The sequence below is a fragment of the Nostoc sp. DedQUE02 genome (assembly GCF_034531035.1).
GTDB lineage: Bacteria > Cyanobacteriota > Cyanobacteriia > Cyanobacteriales > Nostocaceae > Nostoc.
Window position 1 is genome coordinate 323,686 of the sequence record NZ_JAVRBY020000001.1, and the last position, 17,165, is coordinate 340,850.

At 44.0% G+C, this 17,165-nt stretch carries 13 protein-coding genes; 4 read left to right on the forward strand and 9 right to left on the reverse strand.

Annotated features, from left to right (window positions below):
• Positions 1–5 precede the first annotated feature (5 nt).
• The 5 genes from RMX98_RS01465 to ffh form a co-directional block, all read right to left on the reverse strand.
• Entirely contained in the window at positions 6–410 is a 405-nt protein-coding gene (locus RMX98_RS01465; RefSeq protein WP_322680652.1) for a ChuX/HutX family heme-like substrate-binding protein, read from the reverse strand.
• Positions 411–549: 139 nt separating this feature from the next.
• Positions 550–1,503, reverse strand: a complete 954-nt coding sequence (locus RMX98_RS01470; protein WP_322680651.1) for a PhoH family protein — start codon at positions 1,501–1,503, stop codon at positions 550–552.
• 526 nt (positions 1,504–2,029) lie between these two features.
• A complete protein-coding gene (locus tag RMX98_RS01475; RefSeq protein ID WP_322680650.1) occupies positions 2,030–2,464 on the reverse strand; it encodes a KH domain-containing protein in 435 nt (144 codons plus the stop codon).
• The gene (gene rpsP, locus RMX98_RS01480) at positions 2,427–2,687 is read right to left on the reverse strand and encodes a 30S ribosomal protein S16 (protein ID WP_322672514.1); all 261 of its coding nucleotides are present in this window, start codon (positions 2,685–2,687) and stop codon (positions 2,427–2,429) included. The genes RMX98_RS01475 and rpsP overlap by 38 nt, the downstream gene beginning before the upstream one ends.
• Positions 2,688–2,888: 201 nt before the next feature.
• Positions 2,889–4,352, reverse strand: a complete 1,464-nt coding sequence (gene ffh, locus RMX98_RS01485) for a signal recognition particle protein (RefSeq protein WP_322680649.1) — start codon at positions 4,350–4,352, stop codon at positions 2,889–2,891.
• Positions 4,353–4,616: 264 nt separating this feature from the next.
• Between ffh and RMX98_RS01490 the strand changes: the two genes are divergently transcribed.
• Both RMX98_RS01490 and RMX98_RS01495 read left to right on the forward strand, forming a co-directional pair.
• Positions 4,617–4,985, forward strand: a complete 369-nt coding sequence (locus RMX98_RS01490) for a hypothetical protein (protein WP_322680648.1) — start codon at positions 4,617–4,619, stop codon at positions 4,983–4,985.
• 82 nt (positions 4,986–5,067) lie between these two features.
• Positions 5,068–5,748: a DsbA family protein gene (locus RMX98_RS01495; protein WP_322680647.1), complete on the forward strand. Its 681-nt coding sequence runs from the start codon at positions 5,068–5,070 to the stop codon at positions 5,746–5,748.
• A gap of 78 nt (positions 5,749–5,826) precedes the next feature.
• On the opposite strand, the gene RMX98_RS01500 is transcribed toward RMX98_RS01495, so the two are convergent.
• From RMX98_RS01500 to metH, 4 genes are all read right to left on the reverse strand, one after another.
• Positions 5,827–9,006 carry a GAF domain-containing protein gene (locus tag RMX98_RS01500; protein ID WP_322680646.1) on the reverse strand — a complete coding sequence of 1,060 codons (3,180 nt, stop codon included), beginning with the start codon at positions 9,004–9,006 and terminating at the stop codon, positions 5,827–5,829.
• Positions 9,007–9,815: 809 nt separating this feature from the next.
• Positions 9,816–10,052 carry a 50S ribosomal protein L28 gene (rpmB, locus tag RMX98_RS01505; RefSeq protein WP_322680645.1) on the reverse strand — a complete coding sequence of 79 codons (237 nt, stop codon included), beginning with the start codon at positions 10,050–10,052 and terminating at the stop codon, positions 9,816–9,818.
• A gap of 219 nt (positions 10,053–10,271) precedes the next feature.
• Entirely contained in the window at positions 10,272–12,257 is a 1,986-nt protein-coding gene (gene htpG / locus RMX98_RS01510; protein ID WP_322680644.1) for a molecular chaperone HtpG, read from the reverse strand.
• Between the two features lie 522 nt (positions 12,258–12,779).
• Complete coding sequence (metH, locus tag RMX98_RS01515) at positions 12,780–16,307, reverse strand: methionine synthase (protein ID WP_322680643.1); 3,528 nt, start codon at positions 16,305–16,307, stop codon at positions 12,780–12,782.
• A 288-nt stretch (positions 16,308–16,595) separates the two neighbouring features.
• Between metH and RMX98_RS01520 the strand changes: the two genes are divergently transcribed.
• Complete coding sequence (locus tag RMX98_RS01520) at positions 16,596–16,799, forward strand: transposase DNA-binding-containing protein (RefSeq protein ID WP_409880693.1); 204 nt, start codon at positions 16,596–16,598, stop codon at positions 16,797–16,799.
• Entirely contained in the window at positions 16,720–17,049 is a 330-nt protein-coding gene (locus RMX98_RS01525) for a hypothetical protein (RefSeq protein WP_322680642.1), read from the forward strand. The genes RMX98_RS01520 and RMX98_RS01525 overlap by 80 nt, the downstream gene beginning before the upstream one ends.
• Positions 17,050–17,165: the final 116 nt, after the last annotated feature.

The window sequence follows — 17,165 nt, forward strand, 5'->3', positions numbered from 1 at the left end:
CTGTATTAAATTTCTGCTGGTAAAGGTTGCCAAATATCTCCATATTGTTCTCGTAAAAATTGCCAAGCTTCCACTTGTCCTGGTTCATATTCTCCGGGTTTACCCCATTGCAAAAAGAGGCTTAAAGCAGCTTCCTGTTTATCATCTAAAAACCGAATAGCATAGGTTGTAAAGTTACCCCTCTTAGCTTCACCTGTTTCAAATTTCACCTGAGTGATTTTGTCCATATTCAAATGAAACTCAAAGCCTTCGGTGTGCATATTCGCATACTTACCTTTAGGCAATTCTGCATAAAATAATTTTTCTATTTTGCCTCGTGCTTCTAATACAGCAGCGCTACTAGTAACAATTAAACGCAAAGTTCCCAGGGTCTCGCAAGCTGCTAAAAATTCTTTCAATGTTGTGGTCATTTGTCATTTGTCCTTTGTCATTTGTCGTTTGTCATTTGTCCTTTGTCATTTGTCGTTTGTCCTATCCTGCGGGTAGCGGCTGGCGCGTCTATGTCATTTATTAGTTTTTTACTAATCACCAATGACCAATGACCAATGACTATTTTTCATATTGTTCATAAGCCGCAACAATGCGCTGAACTAGCGGATGGCGCACAACATCTTTTTGAGAAAATTCGCAAAAGGCAATACCTTCAACGTGTTTTAAAATTTGTAAAGCTACTCCTAAACCCGATTGTTGGTGAAGTGGTAAATCAGTTTGTGTCATGTCGCCTGTAATTACCATCCGCGAACGGAAACCCAAACGAGTCAAAACCATTTTCATTTGAGCGGGTGTAGTATTTTGCGCTTCATCCACAATTACAAAAGCGTTATTCAGGGTGCGTCCCCGCATATAAGCAAGTGGTGCGACTTCAATTACACCGCGTTCCATTAAACTGGGTACTTTTTCGGGGTCGATAAATTCATAAATAGCATCGTAAAGTGGGCGAAGATAGGGATTAACTTTCTGCTGTAAGTCTCCAGGCAAAAAACCAAGTTTTTCACCAGCTTCGACGGCAGGACGAGTTAAGATGAGCTTTTCAAACTCGTTAGCAAGAAGTGCTTGCACGGCGACAACAACAGCGAGATAAGTCTTACCAGTACCAGCAGGGCCAATTCCAAAGGTGAGATCGCGTCTACGGAGTGCGTCGATATATTGACGCTGGCGGAAGGTTTTGGCACGGACTTCTTCACCCCGGCGACTTTTGGCGAGGACATTTCGCTGTAAATCTTGCAGTTCCCCTTGGCGATCGCTATCTATGGCTTGACGAGCTGTTAAAATATCGGCACTGGAAATAGTATTGCCTTTAATCCAGAGGTCTTCAAGTGATCGCACTAATCGAGAAGCCAAATCAATTTGCTTTTCAGTACCAGAAATCACTAATTCCTGTCCGCGTAGTACTAAAGCGGCTCCTGTTTGCCGAGATAGCATTTTGAGATTTTCTTCTCCATCTCCAGCTAGAGCGATCGCACTGGTAATATTCGGCAGCTGAATTGTTAAGGCACCTGCCATAGTATTTCTTAATTGGTGAGGATCTGTATTTGACAAAGGTTAATTTTTCTCGCTAACGGCGAAATTATACTTTTATTACCTACATTGTGAAAATTTTTGCAACAAATTAATCGGCTGTAAGGGCATACATTTGTACATCCCTACTGATCAAAAAGAGAAAAAGGGGCAGGTGATGGGAGCAGCAAAGAATCGCGATACATGAATGTGGGGCTACTGAAAGTTTGGACGTATTATTTCTCGTATTACACATCTCGAAATAAATACTTTTACTTTTGGGCATAAATAAATTTAGTTGCTCTCTAAGCTTTGTGGCAGGGTAATTCCAGTATCTTTCCCCCTGCTTCTTTCTCCCCCGGTTACTGAATCTCGACTTCGCTCGATTTCCGCGTAGTCGAAGTATGCTCCCCTGCCTCTTCGGTGAAGATTTCAAAATAAGATTTAAAAATCTTTTTGTTACTTTCCATCTTTAATAAAAATTCTGAGCGGAGATCAAAACAACCGCTCAGATTTGCTCTCTAGTTTCAACCTAACGGAGGCGCGGTTTAACAATGGGTTTAGGCCCATCATTTGCACGCGGTTCTCTCTTAGTCGGCGGTGGCGATCGATCTTCAGTGTCTTCATCAAAAGACATACCCTCCCGGCCCGGAGTGGTGCTGCCGTAGATATCCAGGTATGTTGATTGCCCAGCTGCGGCTGCGGCTGCGGCAATTACTGTACGAATCGCCTGAATATTGCGTCCTCCTCGACCAAACACTTTTCCTTTATCTGTGCTTTCAAAGGCGATGCGAACCCAAACCCGGTTAAGGGCCTGAGAAATTTCACAATCGACACTTAATGTCTCTGGAGATTCCAAAAACGGCTGCACCAAAAACCGAACTAGCTCAACATAGTTGGGGCTAGCTGTTGGGAGTTTTGTTCCGAAATTATGATGCGGCTGTTGCACTGACCTGCTCAAAAACATTAGCTTTTACTAGAATGCGACGAACGGTATCAGTGGGTTGAGCGCCTTGTTGTAGTCGCTTGACGATACCGGGAACGTCTAGTCGCACTTCATCAGTTCTGGGGTTATAATAACCCAATTCTTCTAAGGGACGGCCATCGCGGCGAGCGAGGTTGTTAATGGCGACAATGCGGTAACTTGCTTCCCGCTTTTTACCGAATCGTTTCAAGCGCAGTTTGATCATGGTTGAAGAATCATTCTCCTGTTGTTAGATATTAGTTAGCAACTAATTGGTGAGGAAGTAACCTAAATCTGGCTGGTGCCGATAAATTAAGGGTTAGTTTCCTCTGCTAATAAATTCTGAGGTCGAAATGCTAATTTTAGCACTGCCTAGCATTTGCTGCTATTTGTCATTAGTCCTTTGTCATTAGTCCTTTGTTAATGACTAAAGATTGCCAAAGCCTTTTTTCTTTTTATCTTTGGGTTTTTTCTTTTTTGTGGCTGAGGCACCATCATAACCTCGCCATCCGGGGGCTGCGGGACGATTACCAGCACCTGCGAAGGCGTTGCCCATACCGCCACCGCCGAACATTCCCGGCATTCCAGGGAAGCCGCCTTGACCCATTTGCTGCATGAGCGATCGCATTTTTTGGAAATCACCCACCAGTTTAGTCACATCTGACTCTCTATAGCCTGAGCCAGCAGCAATCCGCCGCCGCCGACTGGGAGAACTGGCTAATAAATCGGGGTCGTGGCGTTCTTGGCGAGTCATGGAGTTAATCATCGCCTCACAGCGCTTTAACTGGGTTTCTCCCTGTTTGAGTTGATCGTCTGAAAGCTTGTTCATCCCTGGGATCATCTTGATCAAGCCTCCCAGAGAACCCATGTTCTTTAGCATCCGCAGCTGCTTGAGAAAGTCAGTAAAGTCAAACTTTGCTGACAAAATTTTCTCCTGCATTTTTTCAGCATCGGCTAAGTCAAACTCTTCTTGGGCTTTTTCTACCAGAGTTAGCACATCGCCCATTCCCAAAATCCGCGATGCCATGCGATCGGGATAAAACGGTTGCAGTGCCTCGACTTTTTCACCCACGCCCACAAATTTAATCGGCGCTCCCGAAATCTTTCGCACCGAAAGCGCTGCACCACCACGGCTATCACCATCCAGCTTGGTGAGAATTGCCCCAGTAATCCCGATCTGTTCGTGGAAGGTGCGGGTAAGATTAGCCGCCTCTTGACCAGTCATCGCGTCCACCACCAACAGAGTTTCATCGGGTTGGACGGTTGCTTTGATGCGGGCTAATTCCGCCATCATGTCTTCGTCAATTTGCAGGCGACCGGCAGTATCAATAATTACTGTGTTTACACCTTCTGCCCTGGCGCGTTCTACACCTTGCCTTGCGATTTCTACGGGATCGGCGTCGCTTCCTAGTTCAAATACTGGTACGTCAATTTGCTTACCCAACGTTAGCAACTGATCGATCGCTGCTGGGCGATATACGTCTGTCGCCACCAACAAGCAGCTACGCTCTAATTTTCTCAAATGTAAGGCTAACTTAGCGGTAGCTGTGGTTTTACCAGTACCTTGCAACCCAGCCATCAGAATAATAGTAGGCTGTTCCTTGGCTTCTGCGATGGGAACATTTTCTTCTCCCATCACCTGCACCAGTTCATCATGAACAATTTTGATGAACTGTTGATCGGGTCGCACGCCGGTAATCACCTCGGCTCCCTGTGCCTTGGCTTCGACTTCGCTAATAAAATCTTTTACTACCTGGAGATTGACATCTGCTTCCAACAAGGCGCGGCGCACTTCGCGCAATGCATCTTGAATGTTGGATTGAGAAATTTTGTCCTGTCCCCGCAGTTTTTTCCAGGCGGCTTCTAAACGGTCAGATAGAGCATCAAACATAATGTAATTACAGGTAGTTCGCCAATGGGGAATTCTAAACCGCCGATGAATGCGATCGCGAATTTCCGCTAAAGTTTTAACGTGCTATCTACCAGCTTAGTATTTTTCACCGCGACTGTAGCAAGCAGATACTTTCCTTTATTGAAGTAGTAAACCGTCCTTTAGCTGTAAATTTTGATTTTTCAAAGGGAAAAATGCCAGCACTACAGATAAATTAAGGATTTTAGTGTGAATAGTTGAGAAAGCGCAGGAGAGCAAAAATATATGAAAGAATATAGATCATATATGTGCGACTTTGGGCATCAGTGGTCTATTTTTAAGGATAAACAAGACCCTGAAGATGAAGGAGACTGTGTATGCTCAGAAGGTCATCCCGCAGTAATGCTCAAAAAGGAACCAGCAGTTGATGATGTTCAAATGACTTTTAGACCAGCAGGTAGAGTAGTAGATACAGTTAAGCAGCAGGTTCATGGACGAGGCAAATACTACATAATAATCTCCAACTTAGCAGGCACACAGGAGAGAGTTTCAAAAAAAGTATATTCTTGGGAAGAGGTATATCAAATTGGTAAAAGGTTTGATATGCGTTCATTTGAATGGGCATTAAACTACTGGGAAAGTCTTTCTCTTTGACTGGATTCTGGGTAGAACATACAAGCTTCAGCGAAAATAAATTCAAAAATTATTTATGAGCTAGGTAGCTACGGGAGCGAAGATGTCGCAGCGAATCAAAGTTTACTCATACTCGATATACCATTCGTCAAATTCATATATTGGTATTGCTCTTGCCGAGAAAGCATTGCGCGGATTGCCTGTTGATATTGAACGACGACCAATCTATATACCGAAGGAACGCGGGATAAAGGTAGCCGATCTCCAAGGACGAAGTGAAACCGCCGTGTTATCGTCCTATCACAAAGAAGATTGTCTGCGGTGGGCAAAAAAGTACGGCATTGAAATTCGGCTCAAGGAATTTGAAGAATTTGCTAGATGGGTCAAGCGCTGGGAGACAATGAAATTTGGCCGCGAAGAACTTCCCGCGAGAGCCTATTACGCTGCTTGTGGAACTGGGAAGGAGCATCTGCTGGATGCCGCGTTCTTTCGAGCGACGTACATTGACCAACTTGATGTCAACGATGAGTCTGTGATTAAGAAAGTTGCAGATGATGTTGGGTTGAATGGCGATCGCATTCTTGAATTAATCCACGGGGAAGCAGCAAAACTTGCAGCAGTGGCAGCTTTGGCAGAATACGAACAGTTTGGCTGTCCCGGAGTTCCGACTTGGGTAGTCGAAGGTGAGAGGTTTTGGGGAAAGGATCGTGTTGATTGGGTAACAGAAAAGGTAAAACAATTATGTAATACTGCTGTTACCAAAACAGTAGTGAGTGCCGAGTAAAAAAGTGATAATTTTTCAGATAATGCGTAAAAATCATCACTTTGCCTCTATACTTATTCCTGGTCTAATCCGTTGACTTTAGCTACTGGTTTTTTTATTTGTTACCTGACGAATCGGTAACTCAATCACAAAGTCTGTACCTTTGCCAAGCTCAGATTGGCAGTATATTTTACCGTTGTGTTTTTCTGTAACTATCTGATAGCTGATAGACAGTCCCAAACCTGTACCTTTACCGACAACCTTAGTAGTAAAAAATGGATCGAACAGTCGAGAGAGGACTTTTTCATCTATGCCGAGTCCGTTGTCGGCGATGCGAATGACAATCCAATCTTTATTGAGCAGGGAGGTAGAAATTCGGATTTTGCAGGGGTTTTTTGCCAGTGCTTCAGAAGATTCCTTTGTGGTTCGTTCTTCTAGAGCATCAATGGCATTGGACAGCAAATTCATAAATACCTGATTCAACTGACCGGGATAGCATTCTATTAGAGGTAAAGTACCATAATCTTTGCTGACATGAATGGTGAGGCTATCAGCTGAAGGCTTCAAACGGTTTTGTAAAATCATTAATGTACTGTCGATGCCTTCGTGAATATTTGCTGGTTTGAAGTCAGCTTCGTCTAGGCGCGAGAAGTTCCGCAAAGATGTGACAATTTCCCGAATGCGTTCAGTGCCGACCTGCATGGACTGGAATAATTGAGGTAAATCTTCGACCAAATACGCTATTTCGGCTTTTTTGAAGAACTCTTGGATTTCGGGTGCGGCATCAGGATAATGATGCCAATAAAGTTGCACGTAGCGAAGCAATTCTTGCGTGTATTGATGAGCGTGTTCTAAGTTGCCGTGGATAAAATTAATCGGGTTATTAATTTCATGGGCAACTCCCGCCACCAGTTGCCCCAAGCTGGCCATTTTTTCAGCGTGGATAATTTGCATTTGGGCAGTACGCAGTTCATTCAGTGCTTGAGCGAGTTGATTCGCTTCTTCACGAGTTTGACCCAGCAAACTAGATTGTTGAAATAAGTTGGCTTGACGCAGTGCTACGCTGAGTTGAGCCGCCACTTGGGTGACAAATTCCAATTCCGCCTCTTCCCAATGACGTGTATGGGTGCATTGGTGAATGCACAACAACCCCCACAATTCATCCCCTTCCATCAATGGCACAATAATCTGTGCTTTGACTTGGAATCGCTCAATTACATCCAGATGAGGTACTTTGGAGCCAACGCTGTTGACATCAGATATTACTTGCACTTGCCCTTGACGATATTGGGGTGCATATTGATCGCCGAAGCAATAGTCTTGCACCTTCACGGCGAGGGCAGAATCGAACTTGGGTAAGACATCTTCAGCAATAAATTCACCACTGCAAAAACCGACATTCGGATCGAAGCGGAAAATGCCAACTCGATCTGTATTTAGCGATCGCCGCACTTCCTGTACTGTAGTCTTAAGGATCGTCTCTAAATCCAAAGATTCCCGAATTTTGACGACCAAATCAAATAAAATCCGGCGCTGTTCAGCCGATTGTTGCAGTTCATCAGCGCGAGTTTGAATTTGAGTCACCATTTGAGAACTTTGCAGTGCCACTCCTAGTTGGCTAGCAACTTGTCCCAAAAATTCCACTTCCACACTATCCCACTGGCGCGGTGCAGAATGTTGATAGGCAGCCAGCAATCCCCACAAATTCCGTCCGACAAAAATTGGGGTTAACGCATAAGCGCGAATTTTGAACTGTTCCAAAATATCGAGGTGACAGCGCGAGTGTCCAGCTTGATAAATATCCTCTACAGCAAAATTTTCGTTGTTGCGGTAGCGTCCGCCTTTGGTTTCTTGAAGGTGAGTATCTTCCCAAACGAGATTTTTGCCAAAGGGATTAATACTGTCCCACTGTGCCTCAACCATGCCGAAATTACTGACGAATTCGCCACTCCAGTCTTGATTGAAGCGATAAACGCCAACCCGCTCAACTCTTAGCAGTTTACATACTTCTTGACAAGTAGTTTTTAGAATTAAATCAATATTTAAAGAGGAGCGAATTTTCCCAACCACTTCAGTTAATGCTCGTTGCCTTGCGATCGCATCTTTGAGAGCAACTGCCTGTTGTTTCGACTGAGCTAAATTCTCGGCTTGCTGAATCGCGACTCCCAATTGTGCCCCTACTTGTCCCAGAAACTCCACTTCGTAATTTGCCCATTGACGCGGCCCGGAGTGTTGATAGGCTGCTATCAGTCCCCACAGTTTTGGCCCGATGAAGATCGGTGCTAAGGTATATGCTCGAATCTTGAATTGCTCCAAAATATCCATGTGACAACGCGAGTGTCCGGCTTGGTAGATGTCGTTGACAGCAAAACTTTCGTTATTGCGGTAGCGTCCACCTTTCGTTTCTTGGAGATGGGTATCTTCCCAAACCAGATTTTTGCCAAAGGGATTGATTCTATGCCACTGCGCCTCTACCATCCCGAATTGGCTGACAAATTCGCCGCTCCAATCTTCATTAAAGCGGTAAATTGCTGCCCGCTCTAACTTCAGGAGTTTGCAGAGTTCCTGACAGGCAGTATCTAGAATAATTTCGGTATTTACAGAGGAGCGAATATTTCCTACTACTTCCGTCAAAGCCCGTTGCCGCGCGATCGCATCTTGCAGTTCTGCTGTGCGTTGTTTGGTTTGTTCTAGGGTTTCTGTCTGCTGCATTGCTAGGCCCAGATGGCTGGCAGCTTGAGCGAAAAATTCAACTTCGTGAGGATACCATTGCCGAGGAGCGGAGTGTTGATAGGCTGCCAGCATTCCCCACAGTTTTGGGCCGATGAAGATGGGTGCGATCGCATACGCCCGGATCTGAAACTGTTCTAATACTTCAATATGACAACGAGCGTGTCCTGCGTCGTAAATATCAGCTACAGCAAACGGCTCATTTTTGCGATATCGTCCTCCCTGAGTTTCTTGCAAATGCGAATCTTCCCACACCAAATCCTGTCCAAAGGCGGTCAATGCATCCCAAGGATGTTCTGCAAAGCCAAAACGATTGAGAAAACTACCGCTCCAGTCAGTGTTAAAGCGATAGATTGCAACTCGCTCAATCTTCAATTGCCGACAAATATCTTGACAAGAAGTCGAACAGAGGGATTCTATATTTACAGATGCGCGAATCTTAGCCAGAATCCTCGCCAATATTTTTTGATATTGAACCGTTAGCTGTAGCTGTTTGTGACAATCTTGCAGGTCTAAGTGGTTCGACGTTCCATAACTGTTCGCTGTCATAAATTATAAATAAAATAGACTACCTATTTTCAGTATTCCCTTGTTTATTTGTAATTGCTCAACTAGTCTTGGTTGATGGAGAATCTTAATTACTTGTAGCTTCCAGCGCGGTTTTTAGTTTCTGGATTTTCTTTCATAGCTCTATTAGCAAGGCTTATATTGCCTCGTTCGATAGTTGTTTGAGGTCAGGCAGTTTTTCTATTTATTCGGCTAATCTCTATCTCGAACTCTTGTTAAAAGTCTTGAGTAATTACAACATTAATAACTAATTAATTTTGATACGGAGCGGTCTAATTTAAGTTATGAAAAATAAAAAATTGCTAAGTATCTTTATTAAGAGACACCAACATTTATCCGTAGTGTAAAAATTACATAAATAACTCATATTGATTGCATCAAAAAGCTCAGTATAATTCAAAGAGTCTTTTTGGTCTTGCCTCTTGCCTGCAAAACCAAGTTATATAAAACTCATATTTGATTTCTGAAAAAATTCAGTACAACTTAAGGAGCCTTCTTAACTCTTGCCTCTTGCCTATTGCCTCTTGCCTCTTACACAAATAAGTTTAGAAATCAAATCGGATTGCTATATCATGTCCGCCTGATTGCTTATTAAACCCGAAGAACCCCACCCCGCCAAAGCTGTGCTTTGTCTCCCCTCCCGAAAAGCGGGGAGGGGTTGGGGGAGAGGTCAAAAAAGAGCTTGTCGAACTCACGTTAATAAACACTAGGGGCGCACAGCTAGCTGTGCGCCCCTACAAATCACCTATATTGCAACCTACAAAAGTTTCGGGTTATGAAATCCAGATTACTTAGTAATGATTTAGGTTAATGCCAGCTTCTTTTGCCATTGCTTCTAACCCATTAATTTGTAGGGTTTTAATTGCTTTGGTAGACAACTTTAGCCTTACCCAGCGATTTCCGCCTTCCCACCAAACCCGCTTGTCTTGCAGATTAGCGTGCTGAAGGCGTTTAGTACGGCGGTGGGAGTGGGAAACAGAAAAAGCGTTATTTGCCTTCTTACCAGTTAGTTCACAGCGACGGGACATAGCAACTATCTCCAGATTGTTATTTTAATACAGCCTTTCCATTTTAGGTCTTAGGCAGCAGAAGTGGGGAGATGAGGGAGTAGAGGGAGCAGGGGAAGCAGGGGAGGCAGGGGAGGCAGGGGAAAAGGTTAAAGGTTAAAGGGAAAAGGAATAAATTTAATCTTTACCCTTTTCCCCTTACCCTTTTCCCTTTCCTCAATGCCCAATGCCCACTCACCACTATTTACTCGCTTGTTCCGTCAGCTTGGTGAGTACCTCATTCGATCGCTCGACGAAGGATTTCATTCCCTCAGCGTCAAATCCTTTCTGAGACATCAGCGCTAAATCGTAAACGTGTTGGCAAATCAAGTTGACTAACTGATCTGTAGACGATTCACCGTTACCTTGAATGATACTACCTTGGTTAATATTTGCCAGATTTTGAATTAGCGGGTGAGCAGTATTCACCAGCAAAATGTGATCTTCGGGAAACTCTGCTGACTGCTGCTGCATCATAGCGTTCATTTCTCGCAGGCGGCGGAGAATCTCTGGTAAAAGCACGATCGCAGGTGGTGTACCTTGAGGATCGTCTGATTTCAAAGCTTCGGTACGGATGTTGAGTTTGGGTTTGTTGAGGGATTTCTCAAATAACTCTTTGATTGTCTCACTCCGAGTTTTATTCGTCTTGGGATCGACAATTTCCTTATCTTTATCTTGTTCTAGCAGGGTATTATCTAAATCTGAGTCTACCCGCGTAAACTTGACATCCTGATATTCCCGTTCTAGGAAGTTGATAAAGTGGGTGTCGATGAAGGAGTCCATAAATAGGACTTCTAAGCCTTGATTTTTGTGCAGTTCTATGTATGTAGCTTGGGTTGCTTCATCGGTGCTGTAGAAAACTCGGTTTTCGTGGCGTTCTTTATTGCGTTCTAGATACTCTTTCAGCGTAGTATAAGGAGCGCTGGGTGCTGAATCAGAACTGGGTGTAGGAGTGACATCTTGCCAAGCATCGCCGTCTGAAGATTGGACTTCAACCACTGGCGTTTCAGCAGCAGGTTTTTCTGTCAGCTTGGCGGTGGTGCGGAAGACGATGATATCTTCGATTTGTTTTTTGAATTTCTCGTCGTTGAGAACGCCGAATTTTACGAAAGTGCCGAGGTCTTTCCAGGCGCTAATGTATTGTTCGCGGTTGTCGCGGAAAAGTTCTTTGAGGCGATCGCCTACTTTTTTGGCAATGTAATCACCAATTCGCTTCACGGTGCGATCGCCTTGCAAAGCACTCCGCGAGACGTTCAGGGGAATATCGGTACTATCAATCACACCCCGCATTGGCATCAGAAATTGCGGGATAATTTCTTCGCAGTTGTCGCTAACAAAAACTTGATTGCAAAATAGCTTGATCTGCCCTTTCGTAACATCTACATCCGGTCGCATTTTCGGGAAATACAAAATCCCGTTGATAATAAAGGGATAGTCTGTATTTAGATGTACCCATAACAAAGGTTCTTCCTGAAAAGGATACAGATAGCGATAAAACTCTAAATAATCTTCTTTAGTCAGATTACTTGGAGACTCTCGCCACGGCGCTTTTTGTTTATTTAATACTTCGCCATCAAGTTTAATTGGAACTGGCAAAAAGTCGCAGTAGGTCTTGACAAGATTCTTAATCCGTGCAGATTCGAGAAATTCCTCTTCTTCTCCTTGCAGGCTGAGAGTAATAGTAGTACCGCGAGTTGTCCTGGGCGATTCTTCCAGGGTGAAAGCTGGGGAACCATCACATGACCAGTGAACCGCCTGCGCCCCTTCTTGATATGATAAGGTATCAATTTCTACCTTTTGCGCCACCATAAAAGAAGAGTAGAAACCAAGACCGAAGTGGCCGATTATCGGTTGATCTGATTTGCCTTCATACTTATGAATAAATTCTTCCGCACTAGAGAAGGCAACTTGATTGATATATTTCTTAACTTCATCTGCGGTCATCCCGATACCGTTATCGGAAATTGATAGAGTTTTCTTATCTTTGTCAATGGCAATTTCAATTTCTGGTTCGCCGATGTCTCCAGCATAATCGCCAGCGCGGGATACCATTTTTAGCTTTTGGATGGCGTCTACAGCGTTGGATACTAGTTCCCGCAAGAAGATTTGATGATCTGAGTAAAGCGACTTCTTGATGATCGGGAAAATATTCTCAGTATGAATACTGATAGTGCCTTGTTCTAGCATAATTGGTAATTCTTCGATGTTAGTATCTGAAATGATGATAGTGGTTAATACAGGCTAACCCTGTGTTTTCCAAGATAAACCCGGAGAACACAGAAGGGTATGATATCAATTAGGATTTTAAAAGCATAGCTTAGGCGATCGCACCTTTTTTGAGCGTTGTTTGCCCCCATTTTCCGATTCGGATTTCCCTACTTCCGACTTCCGATTTTCAACGCAGGTCTATTAGTTTAGTTGAGACTGCCATCTAAATACAACATTTCATTAATTTAGTAGTGAATAAATTGGGTAAACCTCTGCGCTTAATACTTTTCGGATAAGATTAACAATCTCTCTTTTGATCTGGGAAAAGGTTAAAGGGTAAGGGGGAAAGGTGAATTAAAACCTTTCCCTTTCCCCTTTCCCCTTTCCCCCAAAACCCGAAAAGTATTGCCTCTGCGCTTTCCCCTGCGCCCCTCTGCGTTTAAAAATTGAATGTAAGCCCCCCAATTTATCGGGGGGTTGGGGGTACTAACGAGTCAGATTCTAGGCGCTAAAGTATTTTGCTACTGGGTGATAGGTAATAATCGCAGTGGTAGACTGTTCTGGATAAAGTTGTTCACTTTCATCCATATATAAGTTAATCCTGTCAGTCTGCAATAACTCCAGTTGCTTGTATTGGTCTTGAATATTTGGACAAGCTGGATACCCAAAGCTATACCGTGAGCCACGATAGCGTTGTGCTAATATATCCCGAATATTGTCGGGTTCCTCAGCAGCAAAGCCTAACTCTCGGCGAATTCTGGCGTGTGTCCATTCAGCTACAGCCTCTGCAACTTGCACCGCCATACCGTGGAAATACAGATAATCCGTGTATTGATTGGCAGCAAACAGCTTTTGGGCAAACTCTGTGGCAATCTCCCCTACAGTCACCGCTTGCATCGGGAAGACATCAATAATTCCCGATTCCTTCGATGCAAAGAAATCTGCTATGCACAACCGCCTTAAAGATTTCTGTCTGGGAAACTCGAAAGTTGTAACCTGCTGTGATTGGTTCTCTGAATCATATATATGTAGAGAATTTCCCTCGGCTTGACAGGGGAAATAGCCGTAAATCACTTGGGGATGCAACAGATTTTCTTCAATAATTCGCTGTTTCCAAGTTTCTAAAATTGGGTAGACTTTCTCAGCCAAGAAAGCCTGATATTCTTCCTTAGATTGTTCCTTTGGTTTGCGGAATTGCCATTGTCCAGCAACCAAAGCTTGTAAATCTAAGTGCCAGAATATCTCCTCAATGGGAATATCACTAGGCTGCAATAACTTCGTTCCCCAGAAAGGCGGTGTTGGACGTTCAATATCCACAGCCACAGCTTCGGAACGTCTCGTATCTACTACTTTTGGTTCAGCAGATGTTTCTTCAGCTGTTGTCGCTTTTGGTACTTTATGACCATTTGTCGAAACTTCAGCCGTTTCGATTTCGTTCAGAAATCCCTGCAAATCTTCCCAGTTACCTGTAGCCTTTGCTGGCATTAATTTATCCATGAAGTGCAAGTCAGAAAAGGCATCTTTGCCATAAACAACTTTACCCTTGTAAGTGTTTTGGCAATCTTCATAGACAAATTTGGGAGTCAGCGCCGCACCACCTAAAATCACAGGTACACTAATTCCCTTTTCGTTGAATACCTCCAAGTTCTCTTTCATAAAGGCGGTGGATTTTACCAGCAAACCACTCATGGCAATACAATCAGCTTTATGCTGTTCGTAAGCGTTGATGATGTTTTCCACTGGCTGTTTAATTCCCAGGTTAATTACCTTGTAGCCGTTGTTGGATAAGATAATATCCACCAAGTTTTTACCGATGTCGTGGACATCGCCTTTGACTGTGGCAATGATAAAGGTTCCCTTGGCATTGTTACCCGATTCTGATTTTTCCATGAACGGTTCGAGAAACGCCACCGCCGCTTTCATGGTTTCCGCAGATTGTAAGACGAAGGGTAACTGCATTTGTCCAGAACCGAATAATTCCCCGACAACTTTCATGCCATCTAGCAGGAAGGTGTTGATAATTTCTAAGGGGGGATATTCTTCTAAGGCTTTTTTCAAATGTTCTTCTAAGCCAATGCGTTCGCCGTCGATGATATGACGCTTGAGACGTTCTGGGATGGGGAGACTTTCATCTAAGGAGCGATCGCGCTTAGTTGTCACCCCAGCAAACACTGTGGTAAGCTCTCCCAAAGGATCGTAAACGCAAACATCACCCTCAAACTTCCGCTCATCATAAATCAACTGGCGACAGATTTCTTGATGGCGTTCGTCAATCTTCGATAACGGTAAAATCTTATTAGCGCTGACAATGGCTGCATCCATTCCCGCCGTCGTCGCTTCGTGTAAAAATACCGAGTTCAGCACCATCCGCGAAGCTGGATTCAAACCAAAGGAAATATTGGAAACACCCAAAATTACATGACATCCAGGTAATTCTTGACGAATCCGCCGAATCGCTTCAATTGTGGCTTTACCGTTTTCTCGGTCTTCTTCAATCCCGGTGGAAATTGGTAACGCTAGGGTATCAAAGAATATTTCTGTGGCTGGTATGCCATATTCTACAGCTTGATGGTAAGCACGTTGGGCAATTTGAAACTTTTTCTCGGCTGTCCGTGCCATTCCATCTTCATCGATAGTACCAATGACTACACCAGCACCGTATTTTTTCGCTAACTCCAGCACCTTCAAAAAGCGCGGTTCCCCATCTTCGTAGTTGGTGGAGTTCAGCAAACACTTACCACCGGCAATCTTTAAACCCGCCTCCATCTTTTCCCATTCGGTGGAGTCAAGCATTAAAGGCAGTGTCACATTATTAACAATGCGCGAAACTAATTCGTGCATATCTCGCACGCCATCGCGTCCGACATAATCGACGTTGACATCAAGGATGTGTGCGCCTTCTTTGACTTGCGCCCTCGCCATTGAAACCAGTCCATCCCAATCTTCGGCATTGAGTAAATCGCGGCACTTCTTGGAACCACTGGCGTTGAGACGTTCGCCAACAATCAAGAAAGAATTATCTTGCTCGTAAGGCTGAGTGGTGTAAATTGATGCTGCTGCTGGTTCTAAGCTAGGTTGTCTAACTTTTGGCTTCAGACCTTTAGCGACTTCTGCCAATTGTTGAATGTGTTCTGGACGCGTCCCACAGCAACCCCCAATCACTTGGACACCCAAATCTTCAACAAAATGCATCAATGACATCCGTAATTCCAACGGTGTCAGTCGGTAGTGCGCTTGACCGCCGACGTTCTCAGGTAAACCCGCGTTGGGAATACAGGAAACTATAAAAGGTGAATGTTCTGATAGATACTTGATATGTGGTTTCATCAAGTCTGGGCCAGTGGCGCAGTTAAGACCGAGAATGTCAATTGGGTAAGGTTCCAGAATCGTCAGCACAGCACTGATTTCGGAACCAACCAACATTGTGCCCATACTTTCCATTGTCACAGACACCATCAACGGTCGGCGATCGCCTTTTTTGGCAAACACTTCTTCAATGGCATTCAGTGCCGCTTTAATTTGCAGCACATCTTGGCAAGTTTCCACCAAAAATAAATCGACACCACCATCCCACAGCGCCTCTGCTTGTTCAGCAAAAGTAGCTTTCATGGTATCAAAGTCAATATGTCCCAAGGTTGGGAGTTTAGTTGTCGGGCCGATGGAACCTGCTACAAACCGGGGTTTTTCTGGCGTGGAAAATTCCGCAGCCACACGCTTCGCCAATTCTGCGGCTGTCTTGCTGAGATAATAGGCTTGGTCTGCCAAGTCATATTCTGCCAGCACCAGGGATGTACTACCAAAGGTATCGGTTTCAATGACATCAGCACCAGCAGCGAGAAAGTCGCGGTGAACCTTAGCCACAGCTTCCGGTTTCGTGTGGACTAAGTATTCGTTACAACCTTCATACTGTGGGCCGCCGAAGTCTTCAGCAGTGAGGTTTTGGGTTTGTAAGTTGGTTCCCATCGCCCCGTCGAAGACGAGGACTGGGCTATCTGGACTACGCAGGCGTTCAAGGAAAGGATGAGTCATATTTTCCTAGAATAAATGAGGAAATCAAGTGAGTCTTGTGATACTCGACTTACTTTATTATTTTCTAAGATTGTGATATTTTTGGCATCTTTTAATAAAGTCTGGTTTTCTTTATATAGCGGTTCTCAGTTGAGTTAGGTAGAAGAACCCCACCCCCAATCCCCTCCCGAAGAGGCTATCCATTAGTCACATCTTTCTTAAGATTTATACAAAATACTTAAAATTAGACTGAAAGTATTGATGGGTATAGTTTTGAGAGAAGAATGTAGCTGATGGTAGTGATAGAGAATGCAAGAATGGGCAACAGAAGAATTGAAGCAAGCAGATTCAGGAGACGCTAGGCATACAAAGCGATTAATACGCATCGTCGAAGATTTGTCAGCACAACCAGCAAGCAGCGTACCGCAAGCCTGTGGAAATACCCTATTTCAAGCCAGAAGATATTCGCAATGCACACACAGCAAGTACTATCGAAAGAATAAAAGAACATGACATCATCTTGGCAATTCAAGACACGACAAGCATAGATTTAACAAACCATCCAGCAACAAGCGGTCTTGGTTATCTCGACCACCGGAAATCATCGGGATTAAAGGTACATTCAACATTTGCAGCCACAATTAATGGAGTACCACTTGGAATCATTAATCAACAAGTTTGGGCAAGAGAACAAGAAAATTTTGGGATTGCAAAAAAACGTCGTCAACGCGAAACACAAGAAAATATTGTCAACGCTGGTTGAATGGATTAGAAGTAACCCAAAGGTTGATAACATATTCAATAGTCGCATAGCGTTTGATATTAGAGGATGTTTGAAAAGTATCTTTGATAACATCAAAGTATCCCAAGCATAACCCC